Below are 17035 nucleotides of genomic sequence, written 5' to 3'. Positions count from 1 at the left end.
AATCAACATTCTTGCCACTGCTTTTCCAGGCGCTTACCCGAGATGGGGTAAGCGGTTTTAAGCTCTTGAGCAAAGACTGAAATACGAAATTCTTCCAGCATCCAACGATATTCTCTAAAGGCTGGTGTTTCGATTTTATTGACCTTATTGATGAACTTTTGCCAGTGAGGCATGACTTCGGACATGCGTTGTTTGTCTTTATTGGGATCGGTCAATAGACGATCCAATCTGATACCTGCAGCCTGACAATATACGGGCAACCTGGTCAAGGCTTCATCTGGCGTATCATGCACAAACCCCTGATAAATCAAAAAGCTTAATTGTTGTTTGATATCGTTTACAGAGTTAATGGCGGCCAGTGGGATGTTGCCAGACAGTCTTTTTGCAATTGCATGATATTCAGCAAGCGGCTTAGCAATACTCTGAGCGAGTTTAGCGGCTAGATTAATCAGATCACTTTTTCTTTCGGCAATACGTTGTTCGAATGCATTTTTATCTGTGACGGCCGGTTTATCCAAAATAAAGCAGCGGTCAAAGGCCACATGAATTAAGTCGGTTTTAAGTTGCTCACACGGCGTCAGGTCTGTTTGTGCATCATCTGAGTATGGCGATGGCGGCACATTGGCATAGTGCAAGCACATCTGTTTGATATCGGGTAGATTTTTATGTAAATACTTGACTGCATCTGCCTGATTTAACATGAAAAGGCGGCGAAGTCCGTGTCGTGTTAAGGCCTGAGCCTGAGGTTTTGTATCCATTAAGGTTAAATCAACGCAATCCCCTCTATCGACAAGCGCTGGATAAGCGGTGACTTGTAAGCCGTTTTGTTCTAGTGTGATATGTTCTGGTAGTGAGTCAAATGACCAGGTTGTCAGTCCTTTCTTTTCATAGTCACTGTCAGGAATTTGCCTGAAACTGGCAGCGGCTTCTCGTGCCCAGTTTTCTTTTAGTTTATCCAGGTCACGACTTTCATCTAATAGTTCACCTTGCTCATCTACCAGCTTAAAATTCATTTGCAGATATAGCGGCAGATCTTCAGTACGCCAATCCGTCACATCAAGTTCAATACCTGTCAGTTTTCTCAGTTGTTCACTGAGCGCTGGTAATAGAGCGCCCGAGTCAGCCGACATGGATTTGATGCATTGGTCGGCATATTGAGGTACTGGAATAAAATGACGACGCAATGATTTAGGTAGCGCTTTAATCAAGAAAATCACTTTCTCGCGAAGTAAGCCTGGTACCAACCACTCATAACGTTCTTTACTTGTCTGATTCAACAGAGAGAGCGGAATTGTCTGGGTGATGCCATCTTCGGCTTTACCGGGTTCAAAATGATATTCAAGCGGCAGGGGAACACGATTGATAAGAATCTGATCGGGAAACTGATCGACGGTGACTTGTTCAGCCTGATGTTGCATCAGAATCTCTTTGCTTAGCATGAGCAGATTAGGGTCTTTCTTTTCTGCTTGCTTACGCCAGTTATCGAAACCGGCACCGTTAATGATGTTATCCGGTACTTTGCTGCGATAGAAATCAAACAAGGTATCGTCATCGACTAACACATCTCGACGACGAGACTTTTGTTCAAGTAACTCAATTTCTTCAATGAGACGTTGGTTATGTTGGAAAAATTTTGCCTGACAATGCCAGTCACCTTCAACTAATGCTGAGCGAATAAAAATTTCATTTGATAAAGAAGGGTCAATAGGTCCGTAGTGAATACGCCTGCGATTAACAATGGGTAAGCCATTCAGTGTGACTGACTCAAAGGCAACCACCTGGGCGGGTTTTTTCTCCCAGTGTGGGTCAGTGTATTGACGTCTGACCAGGTCACCAGCAATTGGCTCAATCCATTCGGGTTCGATTTTAGCCACAATGCGCGCATACAATTTACCGGTTTCAACCAGCTCAGCCGCCATGATCCATTTAGGCCCTTTTTTATGCAAAGCTGAGCCAGGAAATATTTGTAGCTTGAGGTTTCGTCCGCCTGTGTATTCAAACTTATCTGTTTTTGTGGCGATGTGACTCAGTAAACCAGCGAGCAGTGCGCGATGAATACTGTCATAACTGGCCTCTTGTTGATTGAATTTTAAGCCCAGTTCAGCCAGTTGCACATGCAGTTGTTGATGGATGTCATGCCATTCACGAAGGCGTAAGAAGGAGAGAAATTGCTCTTTACAATACCTTCTTAGTTTATTCTGACTAAGGTGTTTTTTCTTATCGTGATAATGATTCCAGAGTTTAATAAAAGCAATAAAATCAGAACGTTCGTCCTTATATTTAGAATGGGCCTCATCCGCCGCCTGCTGCTTGTCCATCGGTCTTTCACGTGGATCCTGAATACTCAAAGCACTGGCAATAATGAGCACTTCAGTCAGACTGTTTTCTTCCGCACCTGCAAGCAACATCCGGGCTATTTTAGGATCGATGGGCAGCTTGGATAACTGTCTGCCAATGTCAGTAATACGACGTTGTTTATCGACGGCACCCAATTCATCTAAAAGCCGATAACCGTCGTTGATCATTTTTTGTGGCGGCGGATTAATAAAAGGAAACTTAGCTGGATTACCCAGTTTCAACGCTGACATTTGTAGAATGACTGATGCCAGATTAGTGCGAAGAACTTCTGGATCAGTAAATGCCGGGCGGTTATTAAAATCCTCTTCGTCGTACAACCGTATACACACGCCAGCGGCTACACGGCCACAACGCCCTGATCGTTGATTGGCACTGGATTGGGAAATCTTTTCTATCGGGAGACGTTGTACTTTATTGCGAACACTGTAACGACTGATACGTGCATTTCCTGGGTCAACAACGTAGCGAATGCCTGGCACTGTTAATGAGGTTTCAGCAACATTAGTAGATAAGATAATTCGTCGTTGCCCACCGGTCTTAAACACCCGGTTTTGTTCAGCAGCAGATTGTCTGGCGAATAAAGGTAAAATTTCAGTTTGTGGCGGATGATGTTTGCGTAAAGCTTCTGATACATCACGAATATCACGCTCGCCGGCCAAGAATATCAATACATCTCCGGGCCCTTCTCGGCAGAGCTCATCAACTGCTGCCACAATACCTGAGACCATATCATAATCGGGTGAGTCTTCATCGGTTGTGAGGAGAGGGCGGTAGCGAATTTCTACTGGGTAGGTACGACCACTGACTTCAATCACCGGGGCATGCTCAAAATGTTTGGAAAAGCGTTCGGTATCGATTGTTGCTGAAGTAATAATGACTTTTAAATCAGGGCGTTTGGGTAACAGCTGTTTGATATAACCGAGTAAAAAATCAATATTGAGACTGCGTTCATGGGCCTCATCGATAATCAGGGTGTCGTATTGATTCAGGAAGCGATCATTTTGTGTCTCAGCCAGTAAAATACCATCTGTCATCAGTTTGATATAACTGTTTTCAGCATTCACTTGATCATGAAAACGGACTTTGTAACCCACGGTTTGCCCAATTTCTGAACCTAACTCTTCAGCAATACGTGTCGCTACCGTTCTGGCTGCGATTCGGCGTGGCTGAGTATGGCCTATCATGCCAGTAACACCACGGCCTAAATCCAGGCAAATTTTGGGTAACTGAGTGGTTTTACCTGAGCCGGTCTCACCGCAAAGAATAATGACCTGATTTTCTTCAATAGCTTTGGCGACTTCATGTCGACGTTCGATAACGGGTAAGTCAGCACTGAAATCCGGTTTGGGTATCTGGTTCAAGCGCTGTTGCGCACGCTCAACGGATCGCAACACACGCTGAGTGAAGGCGCTGATTTTTTCAGCATCTGCCTTATTTTTACGTAATTGCTGCCACTGACGTTGAAGACGGTAACGATCAGATAGCATGGAGGACTGGATAAGTTGCGTTAAGTTTTGCTCAGCGTTATTCACAGTATGTTTACAGCAAAAAGCAGGTATTCTACAGCTTCCAGGCTAACGAGACAGTATATTTAAAATCATTGGGTTCAGTATCATCATGTACGGTGGAGTCATATTCGTTGGTAATACCAAGCTTAAGTGCCACACCCACGAAGCTATTTAAGTCCAGAATCCAGTCGAAAGAGGTGAGATTACGGTAATCGCGGTCATTGAGGCTGGGGTAGTACGTATTAGAAAACTCTACATGCTGATATTGATTCATACTCCACTTGGTTTCAATTCCTAACATTCCCTCTGGTGTAAAGTCCTGCTGCTCACCGCCAAAGGTTCTATTAAAACCGAGACCGCTTCTCCCCACGAATAACCAAGAATCTGTATTCACAAACTCATAACCAAATCCAGAACTGGCATTAGCACGGTAATCCCAGTCTTTGAATTCATCCAGATCAAAACGTCCACCAGCAAACTGAAACCAGGGAGAGTTGGGTCTTAACCAGTCTCGGTTCATTGAAGTAAAAAAACTTTGTGAAGATAATTCATGATCAGATTCGGCTCGGAAGAACGCGGTTTTATGCGCAGTCCGCATTTGTTTTGATTCATAATCGGCATTAAATCCAACGTTCAGTTGGTTTGTGCTGGACTTACCGGCAGTACCACCAAAGCCAAGGTCAAGCCGACGTTTCCAGTTGGTGTAAAGCCCGGTTCCGAACAAACCTCTGTCAGCCTCTACATGTTTCACTTCTGGTTTTTTTTCTGGTGGCGGCGGTGTAGGCGTTGTATCTGTCGATGAGACAAGGCTTTTTATACGTGCTCTCGGGATAACCATCACACCAAGCAAGGGGTGATTAAGTTTTAATGTGTCGTCTGTTTCAGCGACGACATCAGCGGTAAGCGTATCACCGTTAATCAATTCAATTTTACTTAGGGCTGCATGCGTAACTAGTGGTGTTAACAAAATAGCTAATAATAGATATCTGATTGGCGACACTAGCGAATTCCTCCGCATCCTACATAAAAAAGCAGCCTGAATCAGGCTGCTTGAACGTTCATACTGTTGTGCGGTTATGGGCATCCGCTATTGTTGACTTCACCATCTGGCATCGTAGTGTTGCAGTACATCACGCCACGTAATTTTGCGCCTTCAAGCTTTGCACCGGTTAAATCCGCATCAGTGAGATCCGCGAAAATGAGCTGAGCACCAGAGAGATTGGCCTTTCTTAGGTTTGCACCATTCAATTCAGCATAATCCATCAGTGCATTGGTAACGGTCGCACCTTCGAGAATCGCACCCTGCATTCTGGAATGTGTGAACCAAACACCATGTAGTTTAGCGTTGCTTAGATTGATTCCCTTGAGATTAGCTTCACTCATATCAGCACCATTTAATTCATGGCCGTTTAGATCGGCTTCGCTCAGATTACAATAATTACATTGTAAGGATTTAAGTAATCTATCCAGATAGACTTTTTCATAAGCAGAAGCCGTGGTGGCTATCATGGATAAACCAAGCACAATCAGCATTTTTTTCATTTTCTCTCTCCTAATAAGGTTATTTTTTATGACCACTTATTCATGAAAAATGCTTGTTCTAAAGGACGACGTTGACGAGGAGAAAGTTCTCTTTCTAACTGTTCCTCGGTCAAATTGTCCAGTGCCGCCTGATGACCAATGGCGATCACTGACCACATATGAATATCTTCAGAAATGGCAAATGCCTCACGGATTTTTTTATCGTCAAAGCCGCCCATTTGATGGCTCATTAACCCCATAGATGTTGCTTGCAAGCAAAGGCTGATGCTGGCAGCACCGGTGTCATACCCTGACCAGCGGTTAGGTTTATCATTTTGGCTGAAGAGAGGGACTGAAGCCGCTAAAATTAACACTGGGGCGTTCTTTGCCCATTCCTGATTGCCGGGGGCCAAGGCTGATAACAGTTTTTCCCATGCAGTGCGGTCAGTATTTTTATCGCAAACCAGATAACGCCATGGCTCATCCCCAAAACATGAAGGGGCCCAGCGTGCAGCTTCACAAAGTGCAGTGATTTCTTCTTGGGACACCATAACGGTAGGGTCATATGCACGACCACTCCAGCGTTCTGCCATGACTTTTTCGATGGGTTGAGCTGTGTCAGCGGGTTTTTGAATCATACAATCACCTTGGTAGTTGAATTAAAGCTTTTTTTGATGGGCGATAAAAACCGCCAATATGTCCGATCACTTGAACTAAATCTGCGCCACTTTCTTCTGCAATTTTGTCTAACATGGCTTTTCTATCTGCGCGTTCTTGCCCACTCACTCGGACCTTTATGAGCTCGTGGTGTTCCAGTGCATTATCGATTTCAGCAAGAACAGATTCTGTTAAACCACTGTTACCAATCATAACAACCGGTTTTAATGTGTGGGCAAGCCCTTTTAGATAACGTCTTTGTTTGTCAGTAACTGCCATTAGTGTGCTCACCTGTATTAAAATGATCTGATTATATCAGGAAGGCAATATGGCTAAACAACACAAGTTTACGGTAACAGCAGCAAGAGGTATGTTGCCACTGCTTGCGGATGAACTAAAACAATTAGGTATCAAAAATACCAAGCAAGATCAGGGGAATATCCGTTTCACCGGCACGTTGGCTGATGCTTACATGGTCTGTTTATGGTCCCGTGTAGCCATCAGGGTATTATTACCTATTGCCCATTTGCATGCTGAGACACCAGAGCAGTTATACGAAGGGGTGAATGCACTTCCCTGGGAAGAACATATTCACGAACTTGATAGCACCATTGCTGTTGATTTCAATAGTTTCCGGTCAAAAATAAAACACAGCCAATACGGTGCACAGCGCGTGAAAGATGCGATTGTCGATCGCTTTCGTACACTGTTTGGTCTGCGACCTTCGGTAGACTTATACCAGCCGGATGTGCGAATTAATGTCTACCTCAAACACAATCAAGCCACTGTGAGTATCGATTTATCCGGTGACAGCCTGCATAAGCGTGGTTATCGAGTCAGCAATACGACTGCACCATTAAAAGAACATTTAGCTGCCGCTATTCTGCTCAGTGCGGAGTGGCAAAAATTAGCCAGGCAGGGTTGGGCATTGATTGATCCGATGTGTGGCTCTGGCACTTTTTTGATAGAAGCTGCCATGATAGCTGCCGACATCGCTCCCGGTATTTTGCGTGACTATTACGGGTTTACCGCCTGGAAACAACACGACAAAGATAGTTGGAAACAACTCAAAGCCGATGCCGAGCGAAGAAGACAGTCTGGCCTGGCCAGATGTCCAGTTATTGTCGGCGGAGATGCTGATGCGAGAGCCATTGAAGCGGCCAAAAATAATATTGCTGAAGCAGGATTAGATGACCGTATTCAGGTTAATCAGCGCGATTTAACTGAATGGCCGAAACTGGCTGCAGATTTACCTAAAGCAGGTTTGTTTGTATGTAACCCTCCCTATGGTGAACGAATCGGTCGTGCTGATGAGTTACATTATCTGTATGAAAGCCTGGGCAATATTATTAATGAATCGTTTTCAGGCTGGCGAACTGCACTGATTACCGATAATGCACAATTAGGTAAATTTACGGGCTTAACACTTTTCGACAGTGTGCCGTTTGATAACGGGCCAATTGCCTGTGATGTCCTGTTTTACCGTGCGCCACGACCTGTTCGTTTTAATGAGTTAAGCTCAACGCCTACACAATTTGTGGACGAAGAGTTCGATGATAAAGAACATGCACCTGTTGAGATGACAGAGCAGGGAGCGATGTTTGCTAATCGCTTAAAGAAAAACAAAAAGCATCTGGCCAAATGGGCGCGTAAATCAGATATCAGTTGCTATCGTGTTTATGATGCTGACTTGCCTGATTATGCTTTGGCGATTGATCTTTATGACGAACATATCCATGTTCAGGAATATGCTCCCCCCAAACAAATCGATCCTGAGAAAGCGATAGAGCGACTACAGGAAGCCATGCAGATCATTCCTGAAGTATTCGAAGTCCCTGTTACTCAGGTGGCACTGAAAGTCAGGAAGAAACAACGTGGTAAAGAGCAGTACGAAGCTCAGGCAGCCAAAAATCAACGTATTGAAGTGCGTGAAAATGGACTGCGTTTTTGGGTCAACCTAACCGATTATTTAGATACAGGCTTGTTTCTGGATCATCGTGATACCAGACAACTTGTGAGAGACTTAGCCAAAGGTAAAGACTTTCTCAACCTGTTCTCATATACCGGTTCAGCCAGTGTTTATGCGGCTGCAGGTCAAGCAAAATCAACGACCAGTGTCGATATGTCTAATACCTATTTGTCTTGGGCAGAAGATAATATGCACTTAAATGGTTTCGTCAGTGGACAACATCAATATGTTCGTGCGAACTGTATTGAGTGGTTGCAACAAGCGATAGAAGATGACAAACGTTATGGCCTGATTTTTCTGGACCCACCGACGTTTTCTAACTCAAGCCGTATGGAAGGCGTGTTTGATATTCAGCGTGATCATGTCGCGCTTATCAAACAAGCAGCGGCATTATTAACAATAGACGGCGAATTGATATTTTCGACTAACCGTCGTGATTTTGAATTAGATACTGATGCTTTGAGTCAACTGACGATCGACGATATCAGCGTAACGACCATACCGCGTGATTTTGAGCGAAATAAAAAGATTCATCGATGCTGGCGAATCAAAATTGCCGTATGATTTTAAAATTCAGACAAGGTTTGTTTGATTTCTTGCCATAATTCAGCATACGCCTGACTGACGTTTGATTGTTTATCAAATGCCGGTAATGGTTGACGGTGATCCCCCATTCTTTCTACCACAGCAGCATAGGGGATCGCTGTTTTTAATCCATTTTTTAGCATCTTAGGTGGATGGGCAAGCATCACGCGATGCATGCTTCTACGTCTGTCCACCATATTAAAAAAAGCATGTAGACGTTTAGGCTTTAATTTATGTTCTTTAAAGAAGTCACGGGTTTGTTCAAATGTTCTTAACGACAGATGCGTCGGAATCAACGGTAGATACAAGGAATCAGCTGTAGCAAAAATCTGTTCTGTCAGTAGGGAAAAACTAGGCGGACAGTCCAAAATCATCAATGCATAATTTTCACTGAACGGTTCTACCAGTTTGGCAATCAGGTTCTTTTTACCCTGATCACTTTGTTCGCTCAATTGCTTATCCAAGTGACGGAAAGAAAAGTCAGCGGGAATGATATCCAAGTGGTCAAACTCGGTCGTTCTGACCAAATCACCGATAGGCGTTTTGCCCGAGAGTAATTTTTTGGGTTTTGTTTCCGATTGAGCATCGGTATTCAACAGCCAGCTGGATGCGCCTTGTGGATCTAAGTCCCATATCAGTGTGGGGATACCTTCATTAGCGGCATGCCAGGCGATATTGACGGCGGACGTCGTTTTACCGACGCCGCCTTTCAGATTGAAAAAAGCAATGGTTTCCATAACGAGATTAGAACGACTTAGCCATTTGCTCTAATAAGGTCGTTTGCGCAGAAATTGATGGAGCGTCATCTTCTTTTTCAACACGATGATAACGGCCATCAGCATTTAAAATCCACGCCTGTGAATTATCTGAAAGATAGATTTCCAAGTCGTCCAAGATACGATTACGTAATTTCTTGGATTCAATTGGGAAGCAGGTTTCCACACGACGTAATAAATTTCGTTTCATTAAATCGGCGCTGCCAGCCCAGATTTCAGGTGAACCTTGATTTTCAAAGTAGAAAACCCGCGTATGCTCCAGGAAACGTCCGATAATACTTCTGACCTGAATATTGTCAGACAAGCCTTCAACACCAGGCTTGAGACAGCAGATACCACGGACGATTAAATCGACTTTTACCCCAGCCATTGATGCACGGTAGAACGCCTGAATCATTTCCTGCTCAACAACCGCGTTGACTTTTACAATGATTCTGGCCGGTTTACCAGCCTTGGCAGATTCGATTTCTTTTTCAATTTTGGCCAGTAAGCCTTCATGCAAGGTAAAGGGGGCATGCAGCAGTTTATGCATTTGCGGAATTTTACCGAGGCTGGTGAGCTGAATAAACAGATTGTTTACATCTTCACCAATTTGTTTATCAGAGGTCAGTAAACCGTAATCGGTATAAATGCGTGAGGTACTGCGGTGATAGTTACCGGTACCTAGGTGAACGTAGCGTCGTAACTTACCATTTTCTCTTCTTAGAATAAGCAGCATTTTGGCATGTGTTTTATAACCCACAATGCCATACACCACATGGGCGCCAGCTTCCTGTAGGCGAGATGCCAGCGCGACGTTGGCTTCTTCATCAAAGCGAGCGCGTAATTCCACCACAACCGTGACTTCTTTCCCCGCCTGAGCGGCACTGACCAAGGCATCCACGATCGGTGATTTAGCGCCTGTACGGTAGAGGGTTTGCTTGATTGCAAGCACGCTGGTGTCCGCCGCTGCTTGACGAATCATGTCGATGATGGGGGTAAACGATTGGTAAGGATGGTGCAAAAGCATATCTTGTTTACGCAGCGCATCAAAGATATCGACATCCAGAGTTAAGCCACTTGGCCGACCTTGTGTGAATGGTCTGAATTTCAGATCAGGTCTATCAACTAATGAGCAGACAGTTTGAATTCGACTCAAATTGACAGGACCATTCACCAGGTAGACATTATCACGCTCCATCGCACATTCATTACGCAGGAATTCCACCATATCTTCCGGACAGTTGTGTGCAATTTCCAAACGAACTTCATCACCGTAGTTACGCTGGGTGAGTTCGTCAGCAATGGTGGCCAGCAGGTCACTAGTTTCTTCTGTATCAATGGCTAAATCACTGTTACGTGTGACACGGAACTGGAAACAGCCTTTTATTTTCATGCCAAAGAATAAATCTTCAGCAAAGGCATGGATGATGGATGACAGGAAAACGAACTTATATTCGCCTTCAGCATGCATTTCAGCTGGAAGCTGAATCACACGTGGCAGTGCACGAGGTGCTTGCAAGATGGCATAACCACGGTCACGGCCAAATGCATCTTTACCCACCAGTGACACAATAAAATTCAAACTCTTGTTGAGTAAGCGAGGGAAGGGGTGTGCCGAATCTAGGCCCATTGGGCTGAGAATCGGCAAGATTTCTTCCTGAAAGTAGTTTTTCAGCCAGGCATTATGCTCGTCTGTCCACTGTGAACGAGGTAGAACCTGAATCGATTCTTGTTCTAATTCTGGTAAAAGCACTTCATTGAGCACACGATATTGCTCTTCAACCAGCTCATGCGCGCGCTGGTTGATTAATTTGAGGCATTCCTGAGCCGTGATTTGATCGGATTCGATGTAGGGATCACCAATTTCAATCTGCTGAATCAAACCAGCAACACGTACTTCAAAAAACTCGTCCAGATTGGTGCTGGAGATACACAAATAATTGAGACGTTCCAGCAAAGGCACATTGGTATCAAGTGCTTGCTGTAAAACACGCCAGTTGAATTCGAGTAAACTTAATTCACGGTTGATGTAAAGAGCCGGGTTATTTAAATCGAGAGTGTTTTCTTCAGTCATATTGCCTTTGCAGATCGTTATTACACAGATTTTTTTATAATAATGCAGTTTTATGACAATGCGATGAATTACCAGCGGTATTTGTCATACATTTCCGGATTTGCCCAAAAACGACTGTTCAGCCAATCTCGTTTGGGCTGGTAGTTTTCTATTGCATAACTGAAGATACGCAAACCTTCTTCTGTTCCCGCAATATGCTTAAATCCCATCGCCAGGTAATCAGTAAATTGCCATTGGTTCTTCGTCGCTAATTCAGTGTGGCTAATCAGGATAACATGGGGCGCATATTGATTCTTGATTGTGCCAAGCCATGCCTGAGCAGCAGGTTTGTCGATGGACTCCGTTAAATGACTGATAACAGCCAGGTCTACCGCTTCGATATGTTGAAGCTGCTGTTGTGTAAACGGTGTCGCGAGATGCTGCAATCTAGTATCATTATCGGTTTGCAGACAACTTGCTGCTGTCTCTCCAGCCGTTAAAATCGTTTTAGGATTAAACTGCTCGATGAGAGGTGTCAGTAAGCTGGATAGGGCGATTGAATCAGTCATGACTAAGCAGGATAAAACATCTACTGAGTTCTGGAAACATAAACGTCTCAGTCAGATGACACACGATGAATGGGAAAGCCTGTGTGATGGCTGTGGACGTTGTTGTCTTCATAAACTAGAAGATGAAGATGATGGGCGCATGTATTACACCAAAGCCGCCTGTTCTTTATTAGATATCAACAGCTGTCGATGCAAAGACTACGATAATCGTCAAACCATCGTCCCTGACTGTATTCAATTAAGTATTGAAAACGCGCATTATTTCGATTGGTTACCCGCGACCTGTGCCTATCGTCTCTTAGCCGAAGGCGAAGATTTACCCGAGTGGCATCCTCTTATAACAGGTAACCCAGACAGTGTTCACCAAGCCGGCATCTCAGTTCGTGAAATTGCACAGCCAGAAGATGATGTAGAAGAGTTAACCGAAGCCATCATTTCGCTGAGTTACGAGGCTGACTAGTTAAATGACACCACAAGAGAGCCGAGAGTTTACAGCCAGATTAGAGCAAGCAGCCATCCTGCTGCTTGAAATGGAGATTTACCGTAAACCTGATGATCTGGCTCGCCGATTTGGTCTCCCTGTTCCTGTTGTGCGTTACTGGTGGCGACAAACTGATCAGAAAACGCATCCGGTTGACCAGAACCAGTTAGCACCTCGAGAAGTGAAAGTGATTCGAAAAGCATCACAAACACTAGAAGGCTGGGAAAAAGTAAAACGTTATCGACCAGAATGCGGTGCGCGCCTGCCAGGTGGTAAGCGTTGCAAACGATCTGTCGCCATCCGTTCACCTGAAGGATGGGGGATGGGCGCACTCGCTGATCGCTGTCGTTTACATGGTGGTTTATCGAAACGGCCCAGAAAAAAAGTGAAAGAGGATGACGAGCTGTAATAAGCTAAACCGAACTCATCAACCCTCGCTCTGCAATCTATGATAGATAATACGGAAGTTCTCAAACAACTCTACACGCTGTCTCAGGCAGAACAGACTGGGACTTTCTTTATAACCACAATACAAAATCGTGCCTGTCATATCTTGCTTGAACAAGGCAGGGTAGTGGCTTTATCTCATGGTCCTCATCGTGGCGAACAAGTATTAAAACATTGGTCTGAGATGGAGGTAGAGCGTTATTCGTTTAAACCTAACGTCAAAATGCCATTGGCTGGCCGAAGTTTTCTTGATGATGACACCAATATATTTCGTTTTTTAAATGTATCATTTGATTCTGTTCGTGACGATGTGCCTCACCCGGTTTCAGCCAGTAAAAAACGCATCTATCGCGGCGTCGAAATTGAGGAAAATGAACGAACTGTAGTGTCACAAACACCATCGCCGAAAGTCAAAAAGCCATTGCGAATCTACCGTGGTCAGATAATTGATGATTAACATCAGTAACAAGCCCGCTTGAAAATCGGTATCATAAGCCAATCTTTTATTACTCCCATGTAATGTGACGTTGATTATGAAATATTCGCCAAGCGACTTTAACCAGGGTTTATGCCAATTCCTCGATGCTTCACCGACCCCGTACCATGCAGTAGCTTCTCTGCAGACATTATTAGAAGATAAGGGCTTTGAGCAGCTTCATGAAGCCGATAGTTGGGGACAGTTAAATGCAGGCCATTATTTTGTTATTCGTGAGGCTTCGATTATTGCATTCACCTTAACTGGGGATGATTTAAGCAATACGGGGATTCGTATGGTGGGAGCACATACGGATAGCCCATGCCTGAAAGTGAAACCTAAGCCAGAAAAAGTGCAACAAAGCCTGTTTCAGCTTGGTGTTGAAGTGTATGGTGGTGCCTTATTAAACCCATGGTTTGATCGTGACTTGTCACTTGCTGGCAGAGTGAGTTATGAGGATCCGCAAGGCCAAATTTCTCAAGTCATTATTGATTTCAAAGACCCTATTGCCACTATCCCCAGTCTGGCCATTCATCTGGACAGAGAGGCGAATCAAAATCGCAGTATCAACCCGCAATTGCATCTGCCCCCGATTCTTGCTCAGATGGATGACGGAGATAAACTTGATTTCCGGGCGCTATTAGAACAGCAATGCCGACAGCAGCATCCTGAGATCAACATCGGTCGGGTGTTGGATTATGAAATGTGTTTTTATGACACGCAAAAAGCAGCAGTAATGGGCTTATCAGCGGATTTCATAACAAGCGCTAGGCTGGATAACTTACTGAGCTGTTATGTTGGGTTGCAGTCTTTACTTGCTGCAGACAATACAAGATCGGCATTACTGGTATGTAATGATCATGAGGAGGTTGGTAGTCAATCTGTTTCTGGCGCACAGGGCACTTTCCTGCAAGCCGTATTACAACGAGTCGTCGATGGCAATGAAGCGTATCAGCGTATGGTCGAACAGTCGTTGATGATTTCAGCGGATAATGCCCATGCCATTCATCCTAACTATGCAGATAAACATGATGCTGAACATGGTCCTTTACTAAACAAAGGACCGGTTATTAAAACCAATGCCAATCAGCGTTATGCTACCAGTAGTCAGACCAGTGCCTTATTCAGACAATTATGCGAACAGAATGATGTACCGGTTCAAGATTTTGTGGTCAGAACAGATATGGCTTGTGGGAGTACCATTGGGCCTATTACTTCATCTCATATCGGTGTAAAGACGATCGATATCGGTTTGCCAACATTTGCCATGCATTCCATTCGCGAATTAGCAGGTAGTCAGGATGCGGTGATGCTACATAAAGTATTGACCGCCTATTTCAATCAAAAATAATTGAGGAGTTTTTATCCATATGGCTGAGACAGTGGACGAATTAACCGTTGAATACCATGAAGGTGACACGATGACGGTTAAAGAGCTAGACAAAGTGATTCTGACAAAAGGCGCATGGGCAACAGTAATGTTCCGTTATCAGGATCTTGATCGTAAAACCGGTGACTTTGGTCCTGATAAATACACCATTCGTCGTTATCAAAAACGCAATGGCGAGTACAACCAGCGTTCTAAATTTAATATTTCAAGCCGTGACCAAGCTTCACAAATTATCAACGCACTCACTAAATGGACCGATGAATAAGAGTTTAATAACCCACCTGGTAGCAGCCACATTTGTTGCTACCGGATTATTTATTGATTCAAACGCCTCAAAGGCGATTCTGGCTACCGGCTTGTTTGCATTGGCCGGTAGTCTGACAAACTGGATAGCCATTCATATGCTATTCGAGAAAGTACCGGGACTCTATGGTTCAGGTGTCGTGGTAGAACGTTTTGCTGAGTTTAAGGCCGGTATCCATAAGCTGGTCATGCAACAGTTTTTTAGCAAAGAAAATGTCGATAGGTTTCTGGCTGAACTGGTCGCTGATAATGCGCAACACCCGCTGGACTTCTCGGATGTTATTGAGAATACGGATTTAGAACCCGTCTACGATAGTCTGGTTGCGACGATTATGGAGTCGTCTTTTGGCAGCATGCTCTCTATGTTTGGTGGTAAGTCTGCACTCGAATCCCTGCGAGAGCCGTTTATTAAAAAAATGACACGTTCTTTGGATGATATTGCTCACAGTGACTCATTTCAGCAAAGCATTCGTTCAAAACTCAACAGTCATGCCGTGTTTGATGATATCCATATGCAAATCGAACATATAGTGGAATCACGTCTTGATGAACTCACGCCGCTAATGGTGAAGAATATGGTTCAAGACATGATACGCACTCATTTAGGCTGGCTAGTGGTCTGGGGTGGGGTGTTTGGCGGTTTGATTGGTTTTATTACCAGCTTTTTACCGATTTAGATGACGGTGCCCTGTCCACTCTGCCAACATCAGGCCGGGGTGTTTTATCAGTTCAAACAGCGTTTATATCATCAGTGTGATTTTTGTTATGGCGTGTTTATGGATCCGGCCTTATGGCCGGATCGCCAAGCAGAACAGTGCCGTTATCTGGAACACTTAAATGATGTAGAAGATAAACGCTTTCAACACTTTGTTTCTCCGATTACCCAAGCTGTTCAACAGTTTTTTAAATCGCATCATCAGGGGCTTGATTTCGGTGCAGGACATGCACCGGTGATTACGCATCTCTTAAATCAGTCAGGTTTCACCATTGCAGCCTATGACCCTTTATTTTTTAATGATGATGAGCTGTTGAAGCAACAATACGACTATATTTGCAGCTGTGAAGTCATCGAGCATTTCCATCAACCGGCAAACAGTTTTGCTCTGCTCAGAGATTGTTTAAAACCAGGCGGGCGACTGTTTTGTATGACGGAGATCTATCACGAGGCGATCGATTTTCATCGCTGGAATTATAAGAATGATCCGACGCATGTATTCATATATCACCGTAATACAATCAGCTATATTGCTGATAAATATCACTTTAATAAACCGTATATTAATGGACGACTGATTATGTTAGAGGCTAATAGTCGCTAATAAATTGTTGTCGGATAGCTTGCTGATGTTGTGCAGGCAGTACGATGCTCACCACGACTTTATCCGTAAAACTCTGATCGATAATTTCCCCACGTAATTGTTTGAGCTGGTATTCGAGGAGTTGTAGCTGTGAGTAATCAATCTCTAATGTCATTTCTGCCATTTCTACCCATTTAACGATATCAGCCTCAGCAATCGCTTGTTTTGCTGCTGCGCCATAGGCGCGGGTAAGTCCGCCAGTGCCCAGTTTTACACCGCCAAAATAACGAATTACGCCAATGACTGTATTGATAAGACTTTGTCCTTCCAAAGGAGCGAGTATCGGACGACCCGCTGTACCTGATGGCTCACCGGCATCATGAAAACGTTCAGTTAAAAAGCCTTCTGGTTGGCGGATTCGCCAGGCAAAAGCGAGGTGATTGGCTTGTGGATGTTGTCGAGCGAGTTGACCTAATTTACGTAGGGCGTCATCTTCACTCTGGCAGGGCATAATAACGCCAATAAAACGGGACTTTTTTATTTCATATTCCACCTCAGTGGTGGTCTCAACGGTGTAAAATTCTGTGGCCATGAACACTCGGCTATAGGAAAAAACAAGCCAACAATTTACCATATCGAGCCTAACAACATTTTTGTCGTCAA

17 protein-coding genes are annotated in these 17035 nt (G+C 44.2%); 8 read left to right on the top strand and 9 right to left on the bottom strand.

Features of this window, described 5'->3' with window-relative positions; all coding sequences use genetic code 11:
• Window positions 1–2: 2 nt before the first annotated feature.
• The 5 genes from hrpA to yhbY form a co-directional block, all read right to left on the bottom strand.
• Complete coding sequence (gene hrpA / locus B3014_RS02590) at window positions 3–3890, bottom strand: ATP-dependent RNA helicase HrpA (protein ID WP_289244348.1); 3888 nt, start codon at window positions 3888–3890, stop codon at window positions 3–5.
• Window positions 3891–3918: 28 nt separating this feature from the next.
• Complete coding sequence (locus B3014_RS02585; protein ID WP_289244347.1) at window positions 3919–4866, bottom strand: DUF481 domain-containing protein; 948 nt, start codon at window positions 4864–4866, stop codon at window positions 3919–3921.
• 74 nt (window positions 4867–4940) lie between these two features.
• On the bottom strand, window positions 4941–5408 hold the full coding sequence (locus B3014_RS02580) for a pentapeptide repeat-containing protein (protein ID WP_286304544.1): 468 nt from the start codon (window positions 5406–5408) through the stop codon (window positions 4941–4943).
• Between the two features lie 26 nt (window positions 5409–5434).
• Window positions 5435–6025, bottom strand: a complete 591-nt coding sequence (locus B3014_RS02575) for a nitroreductase family protein (protein WP_289244346.1) — start codon at window positions 6023–6025, stop codon at window positions 5435–5437.
• Window positions 6026–6029: 4 nt separating this feature from the next.
• A complete protein-coding gene (gene yhbY / locus B3014_RS02570) occupies window positions 6030–6323 on the bottom strand; it encodes a ribosome assembly RNA-binding protein YhbY (protein WP_286304546.1) in 294 nt (97 codons plus the stop codon).
• A gap of 49 nt (window positions 6324–6372) precedes the next feature.
• On the opposite strand from yhbY, the gene rlmKL reads away from it, so the two are divergent.
• Window positions 6373–8577, top strand: coding sequence for a bifunctional 23S rRNA (guanine(2069)-N(7))-methyltransferase RlmK/23S rRNA (guanine(2445)-N(2))-methyltransferase RlmL (gene rlmKL / locus B3014_RS02565; RefSeq protein WP_289244345.1), 2205 nt, complete (start codon window positions 6373–6375; stop codon window positions 8575–8577).
• Window positions 8578–8579: 2 nt separating this feature from the next.
• Here the strand turns inward: rlmKL and B3014_RS02560 are convergent, their stop codons facing one another.
• From B3014_RS02560 to B3014_RS02550, 3 genes are all read right to left on the bottom strand, one after another.
• Window positions 8580–9335, bottom strand: a complete 756-nt coding sequence (locus tag B3014_RS02560; RefSeq protein ID WP_289244344.1) for a ParA family protein — start codon at window positions 9333–9335, stop codon at window positions 8580–8582.
• Window positions 9336–9342: 7 nt separating this feature from the next.
• Window positions 9343–11430 carry a polyphosphate kinase 1 gene (gene ppk1, locus B3014_RS02555; protein WP_289244343.1) on the bottom strand — a complete coding sequence of 696 codons (2088 nt, stop codon included), beginning with the start codon at window positions 11428–11430 and terminating at the stop codon, window positions 9343–9345.
• Between the two features lie 68 nt (window positions 11431–11498).
• Complete coding sequence (locus B3014_RS02550) at window positions 11499–11978, bottom strand: DUF6231 family protein (protein ID WP_289244342.1); 480 nt, start codon at window positions 11976–11978, stop codon at window positions 11499–11501.
• On the opposite strand from B3014_RS02550, the gene B3014_RS02545 reads away from it, so the two are divergent.
• The 7 genes from B3014_RS02545 (at window position 11977) to B3014_RS02515 (ending at window position 16393) form a co-directional block, all read left to right on the top strand.
• Window positions 11977–12438, top strand: coding sequence for a YcgN family cysteine cluster protein (locus B3014_RS02545; RefSeq protein WP_286304552.1), 462 nt, complete (start codon window positions 11977–11979; stop codon window positions 12436–12438). The two genes, B3014_RS02550 and B3014_RS02545, sit on opposite strands and share 2 nt — an antisense overlap.
• Before the next feature lie 4 nt (window positions 12439–12442).
• Window positions 12443–12868, top strand: coding sequence for a hypothetical protein (locus B3014_RS02540; protein ID WP_289244341.1), 426 nt, complete (start codon window positions 12443–12445; stop codon window positions 12866–12868).
• A gap of 39 nt (window positions 12869–12907) precedes the next feature.
• Window positions 12908–13363 (top strand): hypothetical protein, encoded by a 456-nt coding sequence (locus B3014_RS02535; RefSeq protein ID WP_289244340.1) that lies wholly within the window; start codon window positions 12908–12910, stop codon window positions 13361–13363.
• Between the two features lie 76 nt (window positions 13364–13439).
• A complete protein-coding gene (locus tag B3014_RS02530) occupies window positions 13440–14732 on the top strand; it encodes a M18 family aminopeptidase (protein WP_289244339.1) in 1293 nt (430 codons plus the stop codon).
• A 19-nt stretch (window positions 14733–14751) separates the two neighbouring features.
• Window positions 14752–15036, top strand: a complete 285-nt coding sequence (locus tag B3014_RS02525; RefSeq protein ID WP_289244338.1) for a hypothetical protein — start codon at window positions 14752–14754, stop codon at window positions 15034–15036.
• Complete coding sequence (locus B3014_RS02520) at window positions 15029–15751, top strand: DUF445 family protein (RefSeq protein WP_289244337.1); 723 nt, start codon at window positions 15029–15031, stop codon at window positions 15749–15751. The genes B3014_RS02525 and B3014_RS02520 overlap by 8 nt, the downstream gene beginning before the upstream one ends.
• A complete protein-coding gene (locus B3014_RS02515; RefSeq protein WP_289244336.1) occupies window positions 15752–16393 on the top strand; it encodes a class I SAM-dependent methyltransferase in 642 nt (213 codons plus the stop codon).
• On the opposite strand, the gene B3014_RS02510 is transcribed toward B3014_RS02515, so the two are convergent.
• Window positions 16380–16964 (bottom strand): YigZ family protein, encoded by a 585-nt coding sequence (locus B3014_RS02510; protein ID WP_289244335.1) that lies wholly within the window; start codon window positions 16962–16964, stop codon window positions 16380–16382. The two genes, B3014_RS02515 and B3014_RS02510, sit on opposite strands and share 14 nt — an antisense overlap.
• Window positions 16965–17035: the final 71 nt, after the last annotated feature.

It is taken from the genome of Methylophaga sp. UBA678 (assembly GCF_002299105.1).
Classification (GTDB): Bacteria; Pseudomonadota; Gammaproteobacteria; order Nitrosococcales; family Methylophagaceae; genus Methylophaga; species Methylophaga marina.
Note: the sequence above shows the minus strand (reverse complement) of the source record. Positions and strands in the feature narration are given on the sequence as shown.